Origin of the sequence: Pseudomonas sp. K8 (genome assembly GCF_014889455.1) — a bacterium.
GTDB classification, from domain to species: Bacteria; Pseudomonadota; Gammaproteobacteria; order Pseudomonadales; family Pseudomonadaceae; genus Aquipseudomonas; species Aquipseudomonas veronii.
On record NZ_VJWO01000015.1, the window covers coordinates 58,504 to 79,189 of the forward strand.

The following is a 20,686-nucleotide window of genomic DNA, read 5'->3' on the forward strand; positions in this document are numbered from 1 at the left end:
ACGCGAAACGCCATAAAGTCCGTATTTCTGTCGCGATCGTCCGGAGTTTTTTTATGGATACCCTGTCCGACGTGGTGGCGCTGTTAAAGAGTCATCGGTCCTATTTCGCCGGCCTCAAGGCTGGCGGTGATTGGGCCCTGGATTTTCCACCGCCGGAGGGCATCAAGTTCAATGCCGTGGTGGAGGGAAAGTGTTGGCTGGAAGTCGAGGGCATGCCCGTACCGATGCCCTTGAGCGAGGGCGATTGCTTTTTGTTGACGCAGAACCGTCCCTGGAGGTTGTCCAGCAACCTTGCACTGGAGGGCGTTGACGCGCGCGCGGTGTACCGTGACGCTGTGGGGGGGATCGCTCGCCTGGGTGAGACTGTGGATCTGTTCCTGATAGGCGGGCGCTTTAGCTACGGTGACGACGCCCGTCTATTGCTGGAGGGGTTGCCGCCGGTGGTGCGTATCAGTGCGAGGTCCGAGCAGGCCAGCGTTTTGCGCTGGTGTCTGGATCGCCTGGCTCGGGAATATGCCAGCCCGATGCAAGGCGCGGCGTTGATGACCGAGCATCTGGCGCAAATGATGTTGGTGCAGATCCTGCGCCTCTATCAGTCATCCATGGGCGCCACTACCACCGGTTGGTTGGCGGCGTTGAACGATCCGCGGTTGGCGCCGGTGCTGCAGCAAATACACGCCGCGCCGGCACGCCGCTGGACCTTGAGCGACATGGCCGGTGTCGCGAGCCAGTCCCGGTCGACTTTTGCCCTGCACTTCAAGCAGCGGGTCGGAATGGCGCCCCAGGAGTATCTGACGCGCTGGCGCATGCACCTGGCGTTACAGGCCTTGAACACGTCTGCCAGGAGTGTTTCCTGTATCGGCCAGTCACTCGGGTATCAGTCGGACAGCGCGTTCAGCAGTGCCTTCAAGCGCCTGATGAACTGCTCCCCGCGGGAATACCGCGAGCGAAAGCACGCGCCCCTCGGTGTCTAAACCACCTCCAGGTACGAGTGGTGAATCGCCCGCGCCAATTCGCGTACCGTGTCGATGAATTCCGTCAGGCGGCTGTGCAAGCCTGCTTCGAGGATTTCATCGATCCCGGTATAGCGCAGCCGCGCTTCGAACTCGGCGGCCAAGCGCTGTGCGGTGCGCCCATAACTGCCTGGCAAGTCCGCCAGAATGTGGCTCAGTTCCTCGATACAGGCATGCAACGAACGCGGCACATCACTGCGCAACAGCAGCAACTCCGAGACCGAGCGTGCATTCAGCGCATTCGGATACAGCTCCGTGTACGCCTCGAATGACGACAGGGCGCGGAGCAGGGCGCTCCACTGGTAATAACCGCGTGCTGACAAGTCGCTGACTTCCTCCGATTCCTCGCCGAACATCTCGTAGCGCGCATCCAGCAGGCGTAAGGTGTTGTCGGCGCGCTCGACGAAGGTGCCCAGGCGAATGAACCGGTAGGCGTCATTGCGCATGATGGTGCCGGACGTCGCCCCGCGAAACAGGTGCGAACGCTGTTTGACCCAATCGCAGAAGTGGCTGATGCCATGGCGCGCCAGCCCGCCGGCGGCGATGCTGCGCATTTCCAGCCAGGTGGCGTTGAGGTTTTCCCACATGTCGGCGGTGATGCGCCCGCGCACGGCATGGGCGTTGCCCCGTGCGGCGCGCAGGCAGTTGTAGATGCTGGCCGGGTTTTCTTCGTCGAGGGCGAAGAAGTGCAGCATGCGCTCGGCATCCAGTTGGCCGTGGCGCTCCAGGTAGCTGTCCAGGGTGCCGCTGCTGAGCAGCGACATCGCCAGTTCGTCCAGGCCATCGCTGCGCCCGGCCTGGGGCATCAATGACAGCGAATAACTGACCTCGAGCATGCGCGCCAGGTTCTCGGCACGCTCCAGGTAACGGGACATCCAGTACAGGTCTGCGGCGGTTCTACTCAACATACTCAGCCCTCCACCACCCAGGTGTCCTTGGTTCCGCCGCCTTGCGACGAGTTGACGATCAACGACCCTTCGCGCAACGCCACGCGCGTGAGGCCACCGGGCACCAGGCGGGTCTCCTTGCCCGACAGCACGAACGGGCGCAGGTCGATATGCCGGGGGGCGATGCCGTTTTCGACAAATGTCGGGCAGGTGGACAGGCTCAGGGTCGGTTGGGCGATATAGGCGTGGGGACGCGCCTTGATGCGTTGGCGGAAGTCCTCGATCTCCGCCGCCGTGGAAGCGGGGCCGACCAACATGCCATAGCCGCCGGAGCCCTGGGTTTCCTTGACCACCAGTTCCGGCAGGTGGGCCAGCACATGGGACAGCTCATCCGGCTTGCGGCACTGAAACGTCGGCACGTTTTGCAGGACCGGTTCTTCGTCCAGGTAGAAGCGGATCATTTCCGGCACGTAGGGGTAGATCGACTTGTCGTCCGCGACGCCGGTGCCGATGGCGTTGGCCAGCACCACGTTGCCGGCGCAGTAGGCCGCGACCAGGCCGGGCACGCCGAGCATCGATTCCGGGTTGAACGCCAGCGGGTCGAGGAACGCGTCGTCGATACGGCGGTAGATCACATCCACGGCCTTGGGGCCGTCGGTGGTACGCATGAACACCTTGAGATCCTGCACGAACAGGTCGGCGCCTTCCACCAACTCCACGCCCATTTCCCGGGCCAGGAACGCATGCTCGAAAAATGCGCTGTTAAAGCGCCCCGGCGTCAGCACCACCACATTGGGGTTGTCCAGGCGGCTGGCGCTTTTCAGGGTTTTGAGCAGCAGGTTGGGGTAGTGGTCCACTGGCGCGATGCGCTGTTTGGCGAACACTTCGGGGAACAGGCGCATCATCATCTTGCGGTCTTCGAGCATATAGCTCACACCGCTGGGCGTGCGCAGGTTGTCTTCGAGCACGTAGTAGGTGCCGTCGCCATCGCGCACCAGGTCCACCCCGGAAATATGCGAGTAGATGTCGCGGTGCAGGTCGAGGCCGACCATCGCCTTCTGGTAACCCTCGTTGCCCAGCACCTGGTCCGCCGGAACGATCCCGGCCTTGATGATGCGCTGGTCGTGGTAGATATCGGCAAGGAACATGTTCAGCGCAGTGACGCGCTGGATACAGCCACGCTCGATGATGCTCCATTCACTGGCAGGGATGCTGCGCGGGATGATGTCGAAGGGGATCAGGCGCTCGGTGTCCTGCTCGTCGCCATACAAAGTGAAGGTGATCCCGGCGCGGTGGAACAACAGGTCGGCTTCGCGGCGACGCTGGTCCAGCAGTTCTGGCGGCGTATTGGCCAGCCAGCGGGAGAATTCCTGATAGTGCGCGCGGCATACACCGTGTGCGTCATTCATTTCATCAAAGAAAGATCGAGCCATTCCAGTACCTTGTCAGTGCCGAGGGAAGCGCGGGGGGCACTGCCGCTTTGAAAAACGCATTTTTTATGAGCCCGTGGCGCAGGGTGCCATCGGGCCAGGTCCTTACTTTCTTATGGGGTCGGCTCTGGGTCGGGGGGTAACGAATGCTCCTGTATCCGGGCATGGCGGGTGAACGATGAATGGATTAAGCAATGCCTGTGCCGAAACCGGCAAAGCGTCTCTATTCCCTTGTGGCGAGCGCGTTTGCTCGCCACCAGGGAACGGCGCGCGCACTACAACGGTGCATACGCGAACTTGAACGTCTCTGAATGCCCGGCCAGGGATTCATCGGAACTTTAACGACCCGCGCAGGGCCTCATCTTGACGCAGGCCGCGTTCTTCAAAAGAGCTACGCTATGTCAAGGCGATCAGAGGAGACGGTCATGTCAAAAGATTCGGAAGAAGACCTCAACGACCCCGGCAACGAAGACCCGGGGTCGCTGATGGATGATGCAGAAGTGCCGCTCAAGGAACCGGATGACGCCGCGGACCCTGGCAGCGGTGAACATCAAGACTGATTGTTCATACTTTGCCAGCGTTGGCCGGCTGCCGGTATGAGCATTAGTTGATCATGTTCCTATCCAGGAGTGTTCGGCACCAATCTTTATCTGGAGTTGGTGAAGAAGTGATAGGTAGTGCTCCTTCATTTTTTTTATCTGATTACCCAGCAGGTCCGGCGGAGTAATACCCTTGCTCGCATAATATTGGCGCGCTTCACGTTCAATATCGACTATCGGTCCGGATGAGACCAGCTTACCGTCGACAATCTTCGATTCTTTAGCCAACCCATCGAGGCCCAGATGGTACATGTCAGGTCTTTTTGACTGGAGCACGTCATCAAACATTGTTGGGCCTACCGTCTCGAAAATCTTACTTTCGTAGGTGCGAAATTCAGAGGTGTATTGGATTTCCCCTCCGGGCCCTCTGGTGACGGTGGGGCGGTTGCTTTCAAAGTAAGCTTTGTTAGCGGAAAATCGCTTGTTCATCTCCGCGATCATATCGTTAATAACCGGATTGCCAGGCTGCGTCGCAAAGTTACTGGTGTTGTAGAAGGGTTTGTAGTCCGTAATAGTATGGGCGACGGGTCTGTTAAGCAGAATGTCGCTGGAGCCCGCCTTCAATGCGGTAGCGCCAATATTGACTGGAATCGCATCATCGGTGTCGAGGTAAATGCCTCCGTATTTATTCATCAGTGGGTAACGGGCGACATCCGAAGTGGCGGCGAGATTTTTACCTTGCCCCTGTCGAAAATAGTTGTACATTTCAGTGTCTTTCAATTGTTTGAAAAAATCGTCCTCCTGCAGATTCATGACGCTTAGGCCAGGCGCTTGAGTGTGCAATTTGCTTTTTATTTTTTCAAACATCGCCGGGCTGTCCGCATCTACATGGATAATGGATTTATACCCAGGTGCATTGGCGGAGTTGTTGGCGATGTTTTCTATCAGGTTCGGCGGAATGTCACTGCCAGCCCAAAAATAGTGAATCTGTTTGGGGATAGGGTGAGCATCTTTTGGAACCCGTAAAATTGTCGGAGGGGAAACATCAACATATTTAAACGCGCGGGCATCGACTTTTTTTGCGTGTTTAAACTCACTAAGCGTTCCCCGTTGCCATTTTCCTTTGCCACTCCTCCAGAAGTAATCCTGGTCTGGGGCACCGCTTGCTGGTTTGAGGTTGCTGGATTTCCACGTACCGGCATAGATGTTGAAGGTGACATCATGTTCTACGCCCTTGTGGTTCAGCGAATAGGGGCGTGTCGGGTTTCCCGTCAGGTGGATATCGTCCAGCGGGATTAAGTAGGTATTTTCTCCGGGGTTCCAGGGGTTGCCGCCCGCGCCCCCCAGGAGGCGGTCGGTTCTGGAGAGCGGTTCCCATCCGGAAAGCCCCAGATCCCTGACCGGTAGGTCAGGCCCCGTGCGCGCCGGATGCCGGATAACTCGCTGGCCATCCTTGAGGTGTGACTCATAAAACTTACCATCGATTTTTACATATTCTTTTTTACTGCGACCCACGTACACATTGGACTGTAAGCCTTTTGTCGATAACTCTTGGGGCGCAATGTACTTGACCTCATAGCCCAACAAATCGGCGTCCATCGACCTCACATCACCATTGGCCGCGACCCGGCTCGGTTTGAAATCCGTCAGCGGCGAGCCGAAGGCACGTTTATTGATCGCGTCGTAGCGATGCCAATTACCTTGAAACAAAACCACGTTACCTTCGACCGTCTCTTGCCCCACGGTGAATGTGCCGGTTGCTGCCACGCCGTGCTGCTGACTGGCGGTCTTCACCACATCATTACTGCCGATCGAGTGCAGGCTATTGGGGTCATTCAACCTCGGCGTGTCGACGCTGAAGTTGTCCAACGGCCTGCCGTATGCCTGCTTCGTGAGCGGATCGTAGGCGTACCACTTATTGGTCGCCTCATCGAATTTGCCCAGCGCTTTGCTTTCGCGTGTGCCATTAGCTGTTTTGAGTGTGCCTTCGGCGACATCGGTTTTTTTCGCCAATTCAAGTAGATCGACACCTCGGTAAGAGCCGCGCAGATGTTTGACCCCCTTGATCGCTGTGCTGACGCCTTGATGCAGGCCGTTCGCCACGCCGCGAACCAGGTCGGCAACCCCGTCCAATGGATTGAGTGCGCCCACAGTCGCGCGCCCTATAATCTTGGCGACCTGACCAACCTTGGCAACTGTCGATGCGCCGGCCGCCGCGACTTTCGCGCCTTTTGCCGCGGCTCCCAAGCCGACGGCGAAACCAAAGATATCGAAGGCAAGATCGACAACGCCCCCACCAATATTGCCATTGGTAAAATTAACAATGGCTGACCGTAACGGGATCAGGTTGAGCGCGATCTCCTCAACGGTCTCATGCAGCGGTACTTCAGAGTCAAAGGTGGTTCTGCCCTTGGCGTACTTCTCCACCGCCGGCAAGTTGATATCCTCTACCAATGCATCAACGATGTATTGGGTTCTAGCGCTACTGAAACTATTGGGTGCGCCTTGTGCATCTTTGTTTTCATGGGTTATCCCCGCTGCATAGTGACCTACGGGTTTTACCTCATCAAAACGTTTGCCTGCTTTTATAGAATGAACCGTCGGCTCATAGTCCCGATAAGTCTTGTCCGGCAGCTTGGTCACCGTCCCTTTTAGTCGATCGATTTCATAGCTCATGCGCTGGCCATTGCGCTCGGTCTCGACCAGCAGAACACCGTCCGAAACACGCCTGGGCTGATCGGCGCGGTGGAACGACATTTCTTTGCGGATTGTTATTTTGCCACACTCCAGATTCTGCCGATCCTCCAGCGGCTGTTTCGAAATAAGGTGCTTGAGCTGCGCGGCGGTCGTTGTTTTGACGGCACTGGAGTAATCCGAGAACGTCTCGTTGAATATCTCCGTCGGGCGCGGTAGTTCGTTAAGCCGTTCCAGCACATCGCTAATGCTGAACCCGTCCGAGGAGGACACCCATGCGCTGGGACGACCGTCCGGCCGCAGAGTGACGCCGCCAAATGTCAGTAGGGTCACGAAACCACGGCCCGCTTCCCCCCAATTATCCGCTGAATCCGGTGCGCCTTTGAGTCCTCGACCATCGATATACATGTCCAGTATCGAGTAAGGCCCGGGGAAGTGCCGGTTGGAAGGCTGCAGGGTGATAGTTTTTTCTTCGAACAGTTCCGGGTCGACGTGAGGCAGCGCTACTTTTAACTGTTCCAGCGCAATGCCCCTCGTCGTCGGCATTTGCCCGATGTGCGTTTGCGCAGCCTCTCTCAACTCTCGAATCTGCGCGCTGTAGGCCTCGCGGGCAGTCGTCATTGAGGCATCCGTCGACGGGTAATCCATACCGTTGGCAACGCTCCAGTGTTTGATTGCGTCGGTCTGGGCGACATATTCGACAGTGCGTTCGTCGTCAGAGATCGGCGCAACGCTGGCTTCGAGCATAACGTCGGCGTAGCTCATCGACGCCGTGTTTCCTGGCGCTTTCGCTTCGATTCGGGCAACCGCCGTGGCAAGACTGACCCAGCTGTGGGTGCCCACGACGACGCCTTCCGGGATGTCCTTGATCAGGAATTCCGGTGCCCGGCTGGCCAGTAACAGGTGAGCCTGAATCGTGGCTTTTTCCGGGGATGAGGCTTTACCTTTGGCGACCAGGTGATCCTCCAGCTCCTTGACAACCGTCGACGGTGATTTGCCCGAGTTCTCCGCCGAGACCAGCCGATAGCCTTCAATTTGACCAGGGGCTTGGTGATCGACGTCGTCGCCAGAGACGCTGGCGCTTTCGCTGTTCAGGGCCGTGAGCAGCCAGTCAGAAGCACTGCCTTTGACACCCCGCGCCTCGAACGCAGTTTGAATGGCCTCACCCAGCGCCTTGCCTCTGGGCGATGTGATCCAGGTATCGATCAGCCGTCGCGGGTTACTCTGTTCCGCCGCGGAAATTGTCCTGCCGCTCAGCAGGTAGTCCAAGACATTTTTTGACGGTCCTAAGTCAATATCGCCAATTTTGCCCGTACCAATATCTGCCTTCAGCTGTTGCAGGTCTCCCTGATCCAGCGGCACAGGCCAAGCCAGCGCTCCGCCGAGGTTACCGTGCGCTGGCATCTTGGGCGCCGGGGTTGAGAGGGCGGTTGCGAGGTTCTCCAGCTGTTCGTGATGGGTGGGAATATGCCAGCCATGATCTTCCAGGAATTGCACGAGGCTGACCCTGTTCGATTGGCTAGCACTGATGGGTTGGTAGGTACTCGGGGAAGACAGAGAGAGCGTCCGCCTCTTCAATTCGCCCGGGATTTGCTCGGGATTGCGGATGTCCACGGACTTTGCCAGGTGCCGCAGCTCGTTGATGGCCTCATACCGATTCAGCACATCGCCCACCGTGGCTTCCTGTTTTTGGAGCGCGTCCGCGCTACGCGATTCAATCAAGCCTGCCGCGCTGCTCGGGTCGAGAGGTGAAAAACCTTGGTCCCGGTCGAGCTCTTCAGCGCGCCTGCGCATCGCCGGCCCTGTAAGGTCTTGCCGCTCTTGATAAAACCGCCCCACCATAAACCAAGGTGCGGATTCACTGAGATCACTTGCCGGCGGCGTGAAGGCCGTATCCTCGTGCCCCGCGTTGATCACACGTGCGGCCTGGAGGATGGGGCCGCTGATCGCGCCCCAGCGCCTGTCGTCTTGCCCGACGGTATGCAGTTTCTGCTCGGGATCAACCGAAGGCTTGAGCTTGAAGGTGATCGTTCCCGATTCCGGCTTGAGTGTTATCGACTCAGCATTAATACCTTTGTCACGCATCCACTGAACGACGTCGGGTGATCGAAAGGCGGTACGCAACTGCCCCCACCACCGACCGAATGAGGAATCGGCAGGTATCGGGCGGATGTTGATATTGCTCTCGCGATTGGCCGCCAGCAGCAACGCAGTACTGTATTCGGCCGCCAATGCGCGATCGCCTTCGGTACGAGCGTCGCCTGCCGACTCGGTGGGGGCAGGGGCTTCGCGTTTGTGTCTGGCGAGTGGCAGGTGGGATAGGGCGAATGGCTGGGGTTGTGCGGTGATGTGCGTGGAAACACTGGTCATGAGGTCTGTCGCCTGAGGTTACGAGATGACGCCAGGGGAGCAGTGCCCGTGGCATTAACCTTGTGTAGCGACAGAAGCGGTCTTGATTCCTTCGTTCAGCCAAAACACCGTTACCCGGTATTACGCAGTACCAAGCGCAGGTGCGGTTCACCCTGCTTACAGGCGTTCGCGCAACAGACGTTTTCGGTTCGGTATGAATACACTCAAACGAGTGTATGGAAGGCAAGGGCGGCGCGCCGCCCTTTTACCGTGCAGTGCTACTCAGAGCTTCACGCTGCTGATCACTTGGGTAGCGTCATCCGGATTGGTGACGGTGTGGAAGCCCAACGCGTTAGTCAGCTCACGCAACGGGGTGTTGCTCGCTTCATCCACGGTGTACATCGACGTGAAGCCGTTTTTTTTCGCCGCTGTCATCAGGTGTTGCATCAAAATGTGCCCAAGTCCCAGGTGCTGCCAAGGGTCCGCCACGGTGACCGCGCATTCGCATTCGTGCTCTTTGGCCGCGGCATAGCGCGCAACGCCGATTTCGATCAGTTTGCCGTTGTCATGCACCAGGGCAATAAACGCCACGCGTTGCTGATTGTCGACGTCCATCAATTGATCGAGCAGGGTCTTGCCGGGCTCGTTGATTTCGCCGAGGAAGCGCGCGTGCCGGGACTCGCGAGACAAGCTCTTGATGAAGTTATATTCGCGGTCCCGGTCTTCGATTCTCAGCGGGCGCACCAGCACATGGCGGCCGTCATTGAGCTTATCGATCCAGTGCGGTTCCGGGCTTGTTTTATAGGCGATGGCGGCTTGTCTGTTGTGCTCTTCGACGGTAAGCATGGTGTGAGCTCCGAGGTTTGGGGGCGACAGGAGCGGCCCCCTGTTGCTTCGGTTCTACGCCTTTGCCGACAGATAAAGCTGATTTGGATCAGATGAGGCCCTGTTACTCGGGACCATGCCGATGACAGCCGGATATGAACGTCTTGAGTTTCGCCAGGTCGAGAATCTCGACATTGCGCGCGCTGATATGCACCAGGCCCAGTTTGCGTAACTGCGCAATGCTGCGGCACACCGTCTCCAGGCGCAGGCCCAGATAAGAGCCGATCTCTTCTCGTCGCATGCGTAATATAAAAGATCGCGATGAATAACCACGCGTACTCATACGCATTGATATATTCAATACAAATGCACAAAGCCGCTCATCGGCGTTCATATTACCCATCTGCAATAACATGCCGTGATCACGCACAATTTCGCGGCTCATGATTTTGTTCAAGTTATGTTGCAACGACGGTATTTGACCGGCCAGTCGCTCCAGTTGGTTGAAGTGCAGAGGGCACACTTCGCTGTCTTCCAGCGCAATCGCGTTGCAGGCATGGGCATCGGCACTGATGGCGTCGAGGCCGAGCATTTCCCCGGCCATCTGGAACCCGGTGACTTGCTCGCGACCATCCATGGACAGTATGCAGGTCTTGAAGAATCCGGTACGCACGGCGTAAAGCGAGCGTAACGGATCAGCGGTGCGATACAGCGAAGCACCTTTTTTGACTTTGACGCGTTGTGGAATCAATGTGTCCAGGCGACCCACTTCGATCTCGGTCAAACCCAGGGGTAAACACAACTCTAAAACGCTGCAGCTCGCGCAGGTTGTTTTTAAATGTTGGACTTGTACAAGAACTGGAGTTGACTTCATCACAAAAGCCTCTTGCACACACACATATATATTCCCCCTACTTAACATCCAAATATTGGAGAAAGATAGGTGCATGTTTCATATATTTGACCGCTGATCGCTTTCGAGTGTGATGAGTCTCGTTATGCCCCCTCAATGAATGCCTTTGACATGCCCTCGCTGCGAGTGTGCAGCGAGGGTGTGCATACGATCACCGCGCTCAGTCGAGCACTTCCGGTTTAACCATCCACACGCTGCAAGGCATTTTGTACAGCAGCATTTCGGCGGTACTGCCGAGCAGGCGCGATAGGCCGCGATGACCGACCCGGCCCATGACGATCACATCGACGTTGTAGGCATCGGCATAGCTGGACAGCACTTTCGCCGGGTTACCCAAGATCATATGGCGCTGCGCTGGCGGAATACCGTTGCGCGCGGCCAAGTCATTGAAGGCCTGCCCCTGTTCGTCGAACAGCCGTTTGGCGGCCACCGAAGAGAAGAACCCGGCACCGCTGCCGAGTCCATACTCCTGAGCCCCGAGATCGGAAAGGTCATGGGCATAAATTACCTCGACCTCGGCATCGCAGGCTGTCGCCAGTTTGACGGCTTCATGCAGGATGCGGTCGTTAAGGCTGTCGTAGTGCTCGTCGTGATGGAACGGGTCGACGGCCGCCACGATCTTGCGCGGTAACGCATGGGGCGCACCGCTGACAAAATGCAGTGGCACCGGGCATTCGCGAATCAGGTGGACGTCCAGCGGCGTAAACAACAAGCGCGACAACAGGGACTCATGCTCCAGCGCCTTGATCACCACGGCCATGGGCTCTTCCTTAAGACGAATCAGAATTTCCTGCAGCGGGCGCTCCACCCACGCCACTTCGGTGGTGACGGTCAGGCCGAGGTTGCGCAAGGGCCTGGCCTGATCCTCCAGCCACTGGTGATGGCGCTCTACATAGCCAATTCGCATCTGTTCCAGGGCCTGCTCGTTGACCAGGCCGGCGGTAGCCAAGCCTTCCAGGTAATCGAAGGCGAGGATGTGCAGCGCGGCGCCTTCAGCCTTGGCCAGGGCGGCGGCCCGGTCGAAGGCGGGGCTGTGTTCCATCAGTGGCGAAACCAGCAGTAAGAAACGTGCTTGAGCAGACATGGGCAATCTCCCTTGGGTAACCAGCAGATAGCATCGGGCAATGATACTTACTCTAGATCATGGCGCCGGGCGCCGGCGCCGGTTTGACTTGCATCAAGTCGCCTTGAGCCAGCGCACGCTCAGCGACATCCAGCCGGGTGTCTCGATCAATCAGAGGATTGTTGATAATGATCAACCCCTGTGTTGTCATCGCGGTGCAGTCTGGATGTCATTCAGGCTTTTCCAGACGCAGGAGGTCACGCCGTGGCAACCATGAGAGCAGCTGTCTTCGTTGAAAAAAACCGCATCGTCCTCGACGACAAACCCATCCCCGAAGTCGGCCCGCTGGACGCGTTGGTGCGTATCACCACCACGACCATCTGCGGCACCGACGTGCATATCCTGCGCGGTGAGTACCCGGTGGCCAAAGGGCTGACCGTGGGCCACGAACCGGTGGGCGTGATCGAGCGGCTGGGCTCCCAGGTGCGCGGTTTCGTTGAGGGGCAGCGGGTGATCGCCGGCGCCATCACGCCCAGCGGGCAGAGTTATGCCTGCCTGTGCGGCTGCGGCTCCCAGGACGGCCCCGACACCCGGCATGGCTTTCGCGCGGCCGGCGGCTGGAAGTTCGGCAATACCATCGACGGCTGCCAGGCCGAATACGTGCTGGTCCCCGATGCGCTGGCCAACCTGTGCCCGATCCCCGATGGGCTGAGCGACGAACAAGTGCTCATGTGCCCGGACATCATGTCCACCGGCTTTTCCGGCGCCGAGCGCGGTGAGGTGACCATCGGCGACACCGTCGCGGTCTTCGCCCTCGGGCCGATCGGCCTGTGCGCGGTGGCGGGCGCCCGGCTCAAAGGCGCGTCGATGATTATCGGTGTCGATGGCGTCAGCGAGCGCATGAACGTCGGCCGCAGCCTGGGCGCCACCCATATCGTCGACTTCAAGAAAGGCAATGTGGTCGAGCAGATCATGACCATCACCGACGGCCGTGGGGTTGATGTGGCGATCGAGGCCCTGGGCACCCAGGGTACGTTCGAGTCGGCATTGCGCGTGCTGCGTCCGGGAGGGCGGGTCTCCAGCCTGGGGGTCTATTCCAGCGACCTGCACATTCCCTACGACGCGTTCAGCGCGGGCTTGGGGGATTACAGCATCGTGTCGACCCTGTGCCCTGGCGGCAAGGAACGCATGCGCCGTTTGCTCGCCGTGGTGGCCAGCGGCGGGGTGGATCTGTCGCCCCTGGTGACGCACCGTTTCAAGCTCGACGATATCGAGGCTGCCTATGAGCTGTTTGCCCATCAGCGCGACGGTGTCATGAAGGTCGCGATCACGCCCTGAAGGCGCCTGTAAATGACGCAAACCCTCGGGCTGGCCGGTGCCGCCGCGGCGCTGGGCATCGGCATGCTGATCGGCCTTGAGCGCGAACGCCACAAGGGCCAGGGCGAGTTGCGCGCGTTTGCCGGTTTGCGCACCTATTCGATTACCGCGTTATTGGGCTACGTCTCGCAGCAAGTCGGCGGTGGCCTGTTGCTGGGCCTGATCGCCGGGTGCCTGGCTGTGATCGTCAGTACCGCTTACTGGAAGAGCCGGGACAACGACCCGGGGATCACCAGTGAAGTGGCGTTGCTCACGGTGCTGCTATTGGGCGCATGGTGTGGGGTCGCTCCCGAACTGGCCACGGCCGTCGGCGTGGTGGTGGCCGGCCTGCTGGCCTATCGCGACAAGTTGCACAACTTTGCTCGCAGTCAATTGACCGATGTGGAAATGCGCGACGGCCTGTTGCTGTTGGTCGTTGCGCTGGTGGTCCTGCCGTTGGCGCCGGATCGCTTTATCGGCCCCTACGGCGCGCTGAACCCGCGCACTATCTGCACGTTGACGGTGTTGTTGATGGCGGTCGGCGCGGTGGGGCACGTGGCGGTGCGCGCGCTGGGGCCACGTTATGGCTACGTCGTGAGCGCCATTGCTTCGGGGTTCGCCTCCAGTACCGTGACCGTTGCCGCCATGGGCCAGATGGTCGCCAAAGAGCCGGAGCACCTGCGCATCCTCGCGGCGGCGGCCATTTTCTCGAATATTGCGACGGTGGCCCAGGTGGCGCTGATCCTCGGCACCGTGGAACCGGCACTGCTGTCGCAGATGGCCTGGCCACTGCTCGCCGGGTTTGCCACCACCGCGTTGTACGGTGCGTGCCTGATGTGGCACGCGCCGACGGCGGCGGCCAGCCAAACCATCAAGGTGGGCGGCGCATTCGACCTCAAGCTGGCGCTGATCATGGTCGTGACCCTGACCGGCATTACCTTCTTGTCGTCGCTGATGCTCCATCACTTCGGCCAGGTCGGCGTGATATTGACTGCCACCCTGAGTGGCTTTGCCGATGCCCACGCGTCCATCGCCTCGATCGCGGCCCTGGCCACCAGCGGCCAGCTGTCCCTGGAGGCCGCGTCCATCCCGGTGTTGCTCGCGGTCAGTTGCAACGCGCTGAGCAAGTGCGTGGTGGCCGGGGTCAGCGGCGGTCGTCACTTCGCGGTGTATGTGATCGTCGGCCAGGTCTTGCTGGTCGGCGCGATGTGGCTGGTCACATGGGCCGGCTGATGCTCCGTCAGGCAGGGATTTCCAGGGTCGCCCGCAGGCCGCCGGCCGCCAGGTTTTCCAGGCTGACCTGGCCGCCCAGGCGTTGGGCGATGGTTTGTACGATGGTCAGGCCCAGGCCTGCGCCTTGGGCATTGCCACGGCTGTAGAAGCGTTCGAACAGGCGCTCGCGCTGGTTTTCGTCGATGCCAGGGCCCTGATCGTCGACGGTAAGGGCAAAACGCATGGCGTTCTTGCGCAAGCCCACGGTGATCACCCCGTGTTCCGGGGAGAAATTCGCGGCGTTGGTCACCAGGTTGGTCAGGGCGATATTGATCGCGGCGGCGTCGGTATTCACCGGGCACGGGCCATCCTCGACGTCGAATACCAGCTCAAGGCCTTTGCTCAACAGCCACGGGGTCAACTGAATCAGGGTTTCGCGCACTGTTGTCGCCAGGTCGATGGCCTGTACCGGCGGTTGCCCGGCGCTGGGCTCCAGGCGCGCCATGGTCAGCAATTGGTTGACCAGGCGGCTGGTGCGGTCGACGCCGGCGATCAGAAAGGCCAGGGACTCGCGCCGTTCGGTTTCTGTGCCGGCTTCCAGCAGGTTCTGGGCATGCACGCGCAATACCGCCAATGGTGTACGCATCTCATGGGCCGCATCGGCAATAAAGCGCCGTTCGCGGCCGAGCATTTCCTGGATCTGCGCGAGCATGCGGTTGAGCGCCGCCTGCATCGGCTCAAGCTCCGTGGGCAGCGGCGTCAGTTGCATCGGTTCGAGGGAGCCCGAATGCCGCGCGCGCAGGGTGGCGGCCATATCGGCCAGGGGCTTGAGGCCCCAGCCGATCGCCAGCCAGACCATCGCCGCGAGAATCAGGCTGCCCAGCACGTTGGGCCACAAGGTATGCCGCACGATGCGTTGCACCAGGTCGTCGCGCACGTCGTCGCGCTCGCCCACCCAGATCCGCAGGCCGTTGTCCTTGTCCTTGAGCACGAAGCCGCGCCATTGACGGCCGTTCAGGTCTTCGACGTTACTGAAGCCCGGCTGGGTGGGCGCGGGAACAAATGACGGGGCGCTGGCGGTGAACACCAGCAGTTCGCCCTTGGGGTTCCACACCTGGAAGGCGACTTTGCTTTCGTAGGGGTGCCCATCCACTTTGGGCATCGCTTCGCCCAAGGCTTTGTTGAATGCGCGGTACAGGTCTTCCTGGTCCTGACTGGCCAGCGGCATGCTCATCACGCCCTGGAGCAGGCGGGCGTTCTGCGCCAGTTGCGCGTCATAGACTTCGGCGATTTCGTGGTTGCTGTCATGCAGGTTGAGCGCGCTGATCAGCAGCAGACCGGCGAGCAGCAGGCCGATGATCAGGGTCAGGGTTCGCCGTCGTATAGAAGTCATCCGCGCTCCTCAACCAGATAACCGACGCCGCGAACGGTGCGGATCAGCTCGCTGGAGAACTTCTTGCGCAGGTGATGGATATGCACTTCCAGGGTGTTGCTTTCAGCTTCTTCGTTCCAGCCGTAGAGCAACTGCATCAACTGGTCGCGGGTCATGACGCGGCCCGGTGGCGACAGCAGTTCGTGCAGCAGTTGATACTCCTTGGGGGTGAGCAGCACCGGTTCGCCGTGGTAGCTGACCTGTTGCGTGCTCGGGTCCAGGCAGATGCCCGCGTGCTCGATCATCACCCGTGCGCGCCCGGCGCTGCGGCGCAGCAACGCGCGCAGGCGCGCCTTGAGCTCGGCCAGGTCGAAGGGCTTGATCAGATAATCGTCGGCGCCGGCGTCCAGCCCGGCGATCCGGTCTTCGGTGGCATCCCGTGCCGTGAGGATCAGCACCGGCAGGTTCGAGCCGCTGTCGCGCAAGCGGCGCAGCACCTCCAGCCCATCCATGCGCGGCAGCCCGAGATCGAGCACCGCCACGTCAAAGGTTTCGCTGAGCAGTGCATGTAATGCACTGCTGCCATCTTTGAGCCAATCAACGGTGTAGCCTTCCCGCACCAGCGCCTGGTGAATACCTTCACCCAATGCTTCGTCATCCTCGATCAGTAATAGGCGCACGCGGACTCCCGTCAGTTGAGTTTTTTGTTGATGTCGGCCAGCACGCTTTCGATCTCTTTGCGCCGCCCGGCGTCGGCGGTTTCCCGGCCCGGCCGTGGAGCGGCCAGCAGGGCTTTTTGCAGGGCCTCGCGGGCTTCGCTGTAGCGTTTTTGCCGGTACAGGTGATCCCCCCAGAAATACAGACTATCTATGCCTGTCGGGTTCAGTTGCAAGGCCTGTTTGAGTAACTGGTCAGCCTTGTCGGCGTCGCCGAAGCCGATCGGCCAGCCGGGAACCCGATCATACAATGCGGCGAGGCTGGTATAGGCCGAGCCTTGCAGGGCCTTGGGGTCGAGGGCGAGGGCTTTTTCCAGGTCGACCTTGGCCGCCTTGACCTTGCTCAACGCGCCAAGCCCGCCCTGGGCACCGGCCCAACTGCTGCTGACGATGCCGGACCAGATCCAGGCCTCGGCCGCTTGAGGGCGCGCCTGGGTGAAGGCTGTCGCCTGGGCGGCGAGTTGCTCAAAGGCCTTGGTGCGCTGTTCCTCGGGCAAGTTGTATTGAATATGGGCCCAGCGTGTCTGGATCTCGGTCAGGCGTTGCTGGTCGGCGCTGTCCAGCGCCCAGGTGAGTGGGCTCAGGGCGGTGAGCAGCAGCGCGGCGAAGAGGCGTTTCATGGGTTCAGATCCTTTTTCACGGGTTTATCGCTGAGGCGGCGGACCAGCGGCAGTTGTTTGCGCAAGCCTCGGTCGACCAGGTTCGGCAGCAGGCTGTTGAGGCGCACAAAAAAGCGCTCCGGCCAGCCCAGGTAAAGGTCGCGGCGGTCGTTGGCAATCGCTTTGATCACGGCGGCGGCCACGCTGTGCGGGTCGTCGACATTGGATTTGAGCGCATCGTTCAAGGCCTGCGCCGCAGGGCTGTTCATCCGCGTGTGGGTGGCACGCGGCGCGACGTACAACACGCCGACCCGCGTATCGGCCAGTTCCCGGCGCAGGGCTTCGGAAAACCCGCGCAAGGCGAACTTGGTCGCGCAGTAGGTGGCATAGCCGGGGTAACCGATGGAGCCGTAAGTGGAGCCGACGTTCACCACCATCGCGCTCGCGGCTTGCTTGAGCATGGGCAGCAGCAGCTTGGTCAGGCAGATCGGCGCGGTGATGTTCAACGCGAGCATGCCGTTGATCTCGTTTTCGTCGAGCTGTTCCAGCATGGCGAAGTGGTTGATCCCGGCTGCGTTGATCAGCAGGTTGACGCCGCCGATGGCTTGCGCGGCGGCCAGCACCTTGCGCCGGTCGTTGAGGAAGGTCAGGTCGGCGCCGACCCAGCACAGTTGTTCCGGGTATTGCGCCAACAAGGCTTCCAGCGGTTCGCGATGACGCGCCACGGCCAGCACATGCGCGCCACTGGCGCACAGTGCGGTGGCAATCGCCAGGCCAATGCCACCGCTGGCGCCGGTCAGCACCACACGGGCTTCAGACAGGCGCATGGGGAGCCTCCCCGCTACGCGGCAGGTTGCGGAACATGTCGGTATACAGCGCGTACACGACTTTGGAGGCGCGGATCACGGCGGCCTGGTCTTCGGGGTCGTCCAGGCTGTTCATCAAGCGGCGGTACGTTTCCATGTGCCCGATGTCCAGGGCACCGTGGGAGCTCAGGTAGCTGAACGCCGTCTCCGGCAGTTGCAGGTGATCGCGGATGCTGCCGGCGGCGTGGGTGGCCAGGGCGATGCTGGTGCCTTCCAGCACATTGACCATGCCGAACAGGCCGACCGGGTTGTCACGGGCGATCAGGTCGTAGAGGTAGCTGACCATCAACTCGATGGGCAAGCCCGGGCGTCCGTCACGTACCGCGTCGCGGTCGCCGCCACAGGCCGCGATGTCATCGAGCACCCATTGCTCATGGCCGTATTCATCCTCGATGTAGTCGCTGACTGCCTTGCGCAGCCACTCCAGGCGCGAGGGCAGGCGCGCACCGCAGGCCATCATCAACGGCACGGTGTGGCGCACGTGGTAGTAGGCCTGGGCGAGGAATTCACGGTAGCTCTCCAGGCTGACCTTGCCTTCCAGTGCATCACGGATGATCGGCAGGCTGAACAGGGTCTGGCGTTCTTGTTGGGTAGCGTCTTGCAGGGTGTCGAAAAAGTTCACGATGAAGTTTCCTCGTTGAGTGCAGGGGCAAGTTGAGATTGATAACGCGCGACGATGGCGTCACGCCGTGGCCGGCCATTGGCGGTGAGCAAGCCGTTGGCGGCGGTGAACGGTTCTTCCAGGCGCGTCCAGCAATGCACCTGTGCGTAGTCGGGCAGGCCGCTGTTGGCCAGGGCCACGGCGGCGGCCAGTTGGGCGTCGGTGCAGTCGGCGCGATGAGGCCACAGCAGCGCGTGGTTCTGCGGCAGGGCTTCGCCGTAGACGAAGGCCTGGGCGATGGCGCCGCCCTGGGTCAGTTCGGCCTCGACCCAGTCCGGGTTGACGTTGCGCCCGTAACTGGTGACGAACTGATGCTTCTTGCGGCCTTTGAGGTAGAGAAAACCGTCGTCGTCGAACGCGCCCAGATCACCGCTGGGCCACCATTGTTCGGGCTGTTCGGGCTGGCCCAGATAGCCGAGCAAGGTCGAGCCCTTGATCAGCACCTCGTTGTCTTCGGCGAGGCGGATCTCCACATGGGGCAGCGGCTGGCCAACACTGCCGGCGCGCTGGGCGCCGGGCCGGTTGAGGCAGACCACCGAGGCGCATTCCGACAGGCCGTAGCCTTCGAACACCGGCACGCCCACGTGCTGCGCGCGCAGCAGCAAGGCCTTGGAGACCCGCGCACCGCCCACCGCGGCAAAGCGCAGGCCTTGCGGGTTGAAGGCTTTCTGCTCGGCGGCGATGACCAGCATCAGCAGCAACTGCGGAACCAGGATCAGGCTGTGGGGTTGGCGCACCGCCAGGCAACCGAGCAATTGCGCGGCGTCCACCGCGCTGGCGCCCTGGATGCCCAGGCTCCTCTGGCTGGGCAGGCTCAAGGTGGCGCCGGCATACAGCGCGGCGTAGCACCCCAGGTTCTCGAGCAGGATGGCAAGCGGCAATAATGACAGGTGATGGCGCGGGTCGCTGGCATGGCTGGCCTGGTACAACTCGCGGGCCACCCGCAATACGCTGTCGGCGCTCAGGCACACGCCTTTGGGCGTGCCGGTGGTGCCGGAGGTAAAGGTCACTTTGGCCGTGCCCAGGGGCATCGAAGGGCGGCCGTCGAACGCGCGGCACCAGAAGTCGCCGGTTTTGCGGTAACCGCCAGCGTGCAATTCGGCGTCCAGGTAGGGCTCGGCGATCACGCGCTCGGCGTGGCTCTGTTCCAGGCAGTGGGCGCGCTGGGTCGGGCTGAAGAACGGCGGCAGAGTCAGGCAGGTCAGGCCTTCGAACAGGATCGCCAGGTCCCACAGCATGGCCTCGATGCCATTGTCCAGGGCCAGCGCCACCACCTTCACGCCTTCATCGCGCAGGCGTTCCTGTCGAGCGGTCACCTCGGCGAACAGCGCGGTGTAATCCATCTTCAAGGTGTCGCCCCACAGGGCGACGGTGCCGTCATTGCGTTCGGCATAGCCGCGAAGAACAGCGTGGAAACGGCGGGTTTCAGGCGACATGGCTGGCATCCTCAATCGTGGTCGGCAACCCCAGGCGCGAGAACAGGCCCATGTTGCGCAGATGGATGAAGCCGGCGCGGATATTGCCGACATGCACCCAGGGTTGGCTTTCGTAATAACTGCCCCAGTGATGGCGCTCATCGCCCAGGCGCTGCGGGTCGGCGGCGCACAGAGTGACGGGCTTCAGACCGAGGCGATGGAAACTGTTGACCAGGCCGATATTGCCGGTGAATGCCACCCACTCCAGGCCGGCCATGGCCAGCAACCAGGTGATGGCGATGATGCTCAGGCGCGCACTGCCGGTGTCGCTGGCGGCCAGGTTGCCGACTTCGGCGATGGCCCGGCGGTCTACCGGTTGCGCGGCGGCGGCGCTGATCAGCGGCTCGATCGGATGGTCGAGGTAGCGCTCCAGGAACAACGACTCGTCGCTCGCCAGGCGCACCCCGGCGACGGCGCAGAGTTCACCGTTGGCCTGGCTGACGCCAAACAGCTGCGGCATGAAATGACGGATATCGGCACCGTGGGCAATCCGAAAGCGCTGCTGGATGAAGGCTTCGAAGGCCGGGCGTTGGGGGTCTTGAGGCAGTGCTCGGGAAAGGCACAGCGATGCGCTGTCGGCTTGGCCGAACAGCAGGGGCAGGGGAATCTTCCAATCGATACCGGGCATTGGCGTTATGCCTCCCAAGTGAAGTTGGGAGAAGTATCAAAGGCATTTCTTAACGAAGTCTGAAGGTGGCGAAAATGATCGTTTCAGC

General features: G+C 60.8%; 17 protein-coding genes. 4 read left to right on the plus strand and 13 right to left on the minus strand.

The window, feature by feature from the left end:
* The first annotated feature begins 53 nt into the window (after nucleotides 1-53).
* A complete protein-coding gene (locus INT12_RS13435; protein ID WP_046383354.1) occupies nucleotides 54-974 on the plus strand; it encodes an AraC family transcriptional regulator in 921 nt (306 codons plus the stop codon).
* Here INT12_RS13435 and INT12_RS13440 read toward each other — a convergent pair.
* Both INT12_RS13440 and INT12_RS13445 read right to left on the minus strand, forming a co-directional pair.
* Nucleotides 971-1,921, minus strand: a complete 951-nt coding sequence (locus tag INT12_RS13440) for an alpha-E domain-containing protein (RefSeq protein ID WP_193040491.1) — start codon at nucleotides 1,919-1,921, stop codon at nucleotides 971-973. The two genes, INT12_RS13435 and INT12_RS13440, sit on opposite strands and share 4 nt — an antisense overlap.
* A 2-nt stretch (nucleotides 1,922-1,923) precedes the next feature.
* The gene (locus INT12_RS13445; protein WP_026139870.1) at nucleotides 1,924-3,333 is read right to left on the minus strand and encodes a circularly permuted type 2 ATP-grasp protein; all 1,410 of its coding nucleotides are present in this window, start codon (nucleotides 3,331-3,333) and stop codon (nucleotides 1,924-1,926) included.
* 422 nt (nucleotides 3,334-3,755) lie between these two features.
* On the opposite strand from INT12_RS13445, the gene INT12_RS31650 reads away from it, so the two are divergent.
* The gene (locus INT12_RS31650) at nucleotides 3,756-3,890 is read left to right on the plus strand and encodes a hypothetical protein (protein WP_256350977.1); all 135 of its coding nucleotides are present in this window, start codon (nucleotides 3,756-3,758) and stop codon (nucleotides 3,888-3,890) included.
* A gap of 51 nt (nucleotides 3,891-3,941) precedes the next feature.
* Here the strand turns inward: INT12_RS31650 and INT12_RS13450 are convergent, their stop codons facing one another.
* From INT12_RS13450 to INT12_RS13465, 4 genes are all read right to left on the minus strand, one after another.
* Entirely contained in the window at nucleotides 3,942-8,933 is a 4,992-nt protein-coding gene (locus INT12_RS13450) for a glycosyltransferase family 32 protein (protein ID WP_193058873.1), read from the minus strand.
* Nucleotides 8,934-9,194: 261 nt separating this feature from the next.
* Nucleotides 9,195-9,758, minus strand: a complete 564-nt coding sequence (locus tag INT12_RS13455; RefSeq protein ID WP_017845726.1) for a GNAT family N-acetyltransferase — start codon at nucleotides 9,756-9,758, stop codon at nucleotides 9,195-9,197.
* 103 nt (nucleotides 9,759-9,861) lie between these two features.
* Nucleotides 9,862-10,611: a helix-turn-helix domain-containing protein gene (locus tag INT12_RS13460; RefSeq protein ID WP_032804245.1), complete on the minus strand. Its 750-nt coding sequence runs from the start codon at nucleotides 10,609-10,611 to the stop codon at nucleotides 9,862-9,864.
* A gap of 199 nt (nucleotides 10,612-10,810) precedes the next feature.
* Nucleotides 10,811-11,734 (minus strand): universal stress protein, encoded by a 924-nt coding sequence (locus INT12_RS13465; RefSeq protein ID WP_017845728.1) that lies wholly within the window; start codon nucleotides 11,732-11,734, stop codon nucleotides 10,811-10,813.
* 243 nt (nucleotides 11,735-11,977) lie between these two features.
* Between INT12_RS13465 and INT12_RS13470 the strand changes: the two genes are divergently transcribed.
* Both INT12_RS13470 and INT12_RS13475 read left to right on the plus strand, forming a co-directional pair.
* Nucleotides 11,978-13,051 carry an NAD(P)-dependent alcohol dehydrogenase gene (locus INT12_RS13470; RefSeq protein WP_156176538.1) on the plus strand — a complete coding sequence of 358 codons (1,074 nt, stop codon included), beginning with the start codon at nucleotides 11,978-11,980 and terminating at the stop codon, nucleotides 13,049-13,051.
* 12 nt (nucleotides 13,052-13,063) lie between these two features.
* A complete protein-coding gene (locus INT12_RS13475) occupies nucleotides 13,064-14,302 on the plus strand; it encodes an MgtC/SapB family protein (RefSeq protein ID WP_193040493.1) in 1,239 nt (412 codons plus the stop codon).
* 7 nt (nucleotides 14,303-14,309) lie between these two features.
* Here the strand turns inward: INT12_RS13475 and INT12_RS13480 are convergent, their stop codons facing one another.
* The 7 genes from INT12_RS13480 to INT12_RS13510 are packed head-to-tail and all read right to left on the minus strand — an operon-like array spanning nucleotide 14,310 to nucleotide 20,598.
* Nucleotides 14,310-15,674, minus strand: a complete 1,365-nt coding sequence (locus tag INT12_RS13480) for an ATP-binding protein (RefSeq protein ID WP_017845732.1) — start codon at nucleotides 15,672-15,674, stop codon at nucleotides 14,310-14,312.
* Nucleotides 15,671-16,333 (minus strand): response regulator, encoded by a 663-nt coding sequence (locus tag INT12_RS13485; RefSeq protein WP_017845733.1) that lies wholly within the window; start codon nucleotides 16,331-16,333, stop codon nucleotides 15,671-15,673. Before INT12_RS13485 ends, INT12_RS13480 begins: the two co-directional genes overlap by 4 nt.
* 11 nt (nucleotides 16,334-16,344) lie before the next feature.
* Nucleotides 16,345-16,989 carry a tetratricopeptide repeat protein gene (locus tag INT12_RS13490; protein ID WP_017845734.1) on the minus strand — a complete coding sequence of 215 codons (645 nt, stop codon included), beginning with the start codon at nucleotides 16,987-16,989 and terminating at the stop codon, nucleotides 16,345-16,347.
* Nucleotides 16,986-17,795, minus strand: a complete 810-nt coding sequence (locus INT12_RS13495; RefSeq protein ID WP_046383363.1) for an SDR family oxidoreductase — start codon at nucleotides 17,793-17,795, stop codon at nucleotides 16,986-16,988. The genes INT12_RS13490 and INT12_RS13495 overlap by 4 nt, the downstream gene beginning before the upstream one ends.
* The gene (locus tag INT12_RS13500; RefSeq protein ID WP_193040206.1) at nucleotides 17,782-18,456 is read right to left on the minus strand and encodes a TenA family transcriptional regulator; all 675 of its coding nucleotides are present in this window, start codon (nucleotides 18,454-18,456) and stop codon (nucleotides 17,782-17,784) included. The genes INT12_RS13495 and INT12_RS13500 overlap by 14 nt, the downstream gene beginning before the upstream one ends.
* A complete protein-coding gene (locus INT12_RS13505; RefSeq protein ID WP_193040205.1) occupies nucleotides 18,453-19,931 on the minus strand; it encodes an AMP-binding protein in 1,479 nt (492 codons plus the stop codon). The genes INT12_RS13500 and INT12_RS13505 overlap by 4 nt, the downstream gene beginning before the upstream one ends.
* Nucleotides 19,921-20,598, minus strand: coding sequence for a thermostable hemolysin (locus INT12_RS13510; protein ID WP_017845738.1), 678 nt, complete (start codon nucleotides 20,596-20,598; stop codon nucleotides 19,921-19,923). The genes INT12_RS13505 and INT12_RS13510 overlap by 11 nt, the downstream gene beginning before the upstream one ends.
* Nucleotides 20,599-20,686: the final 88 nt, after the last annotated feature.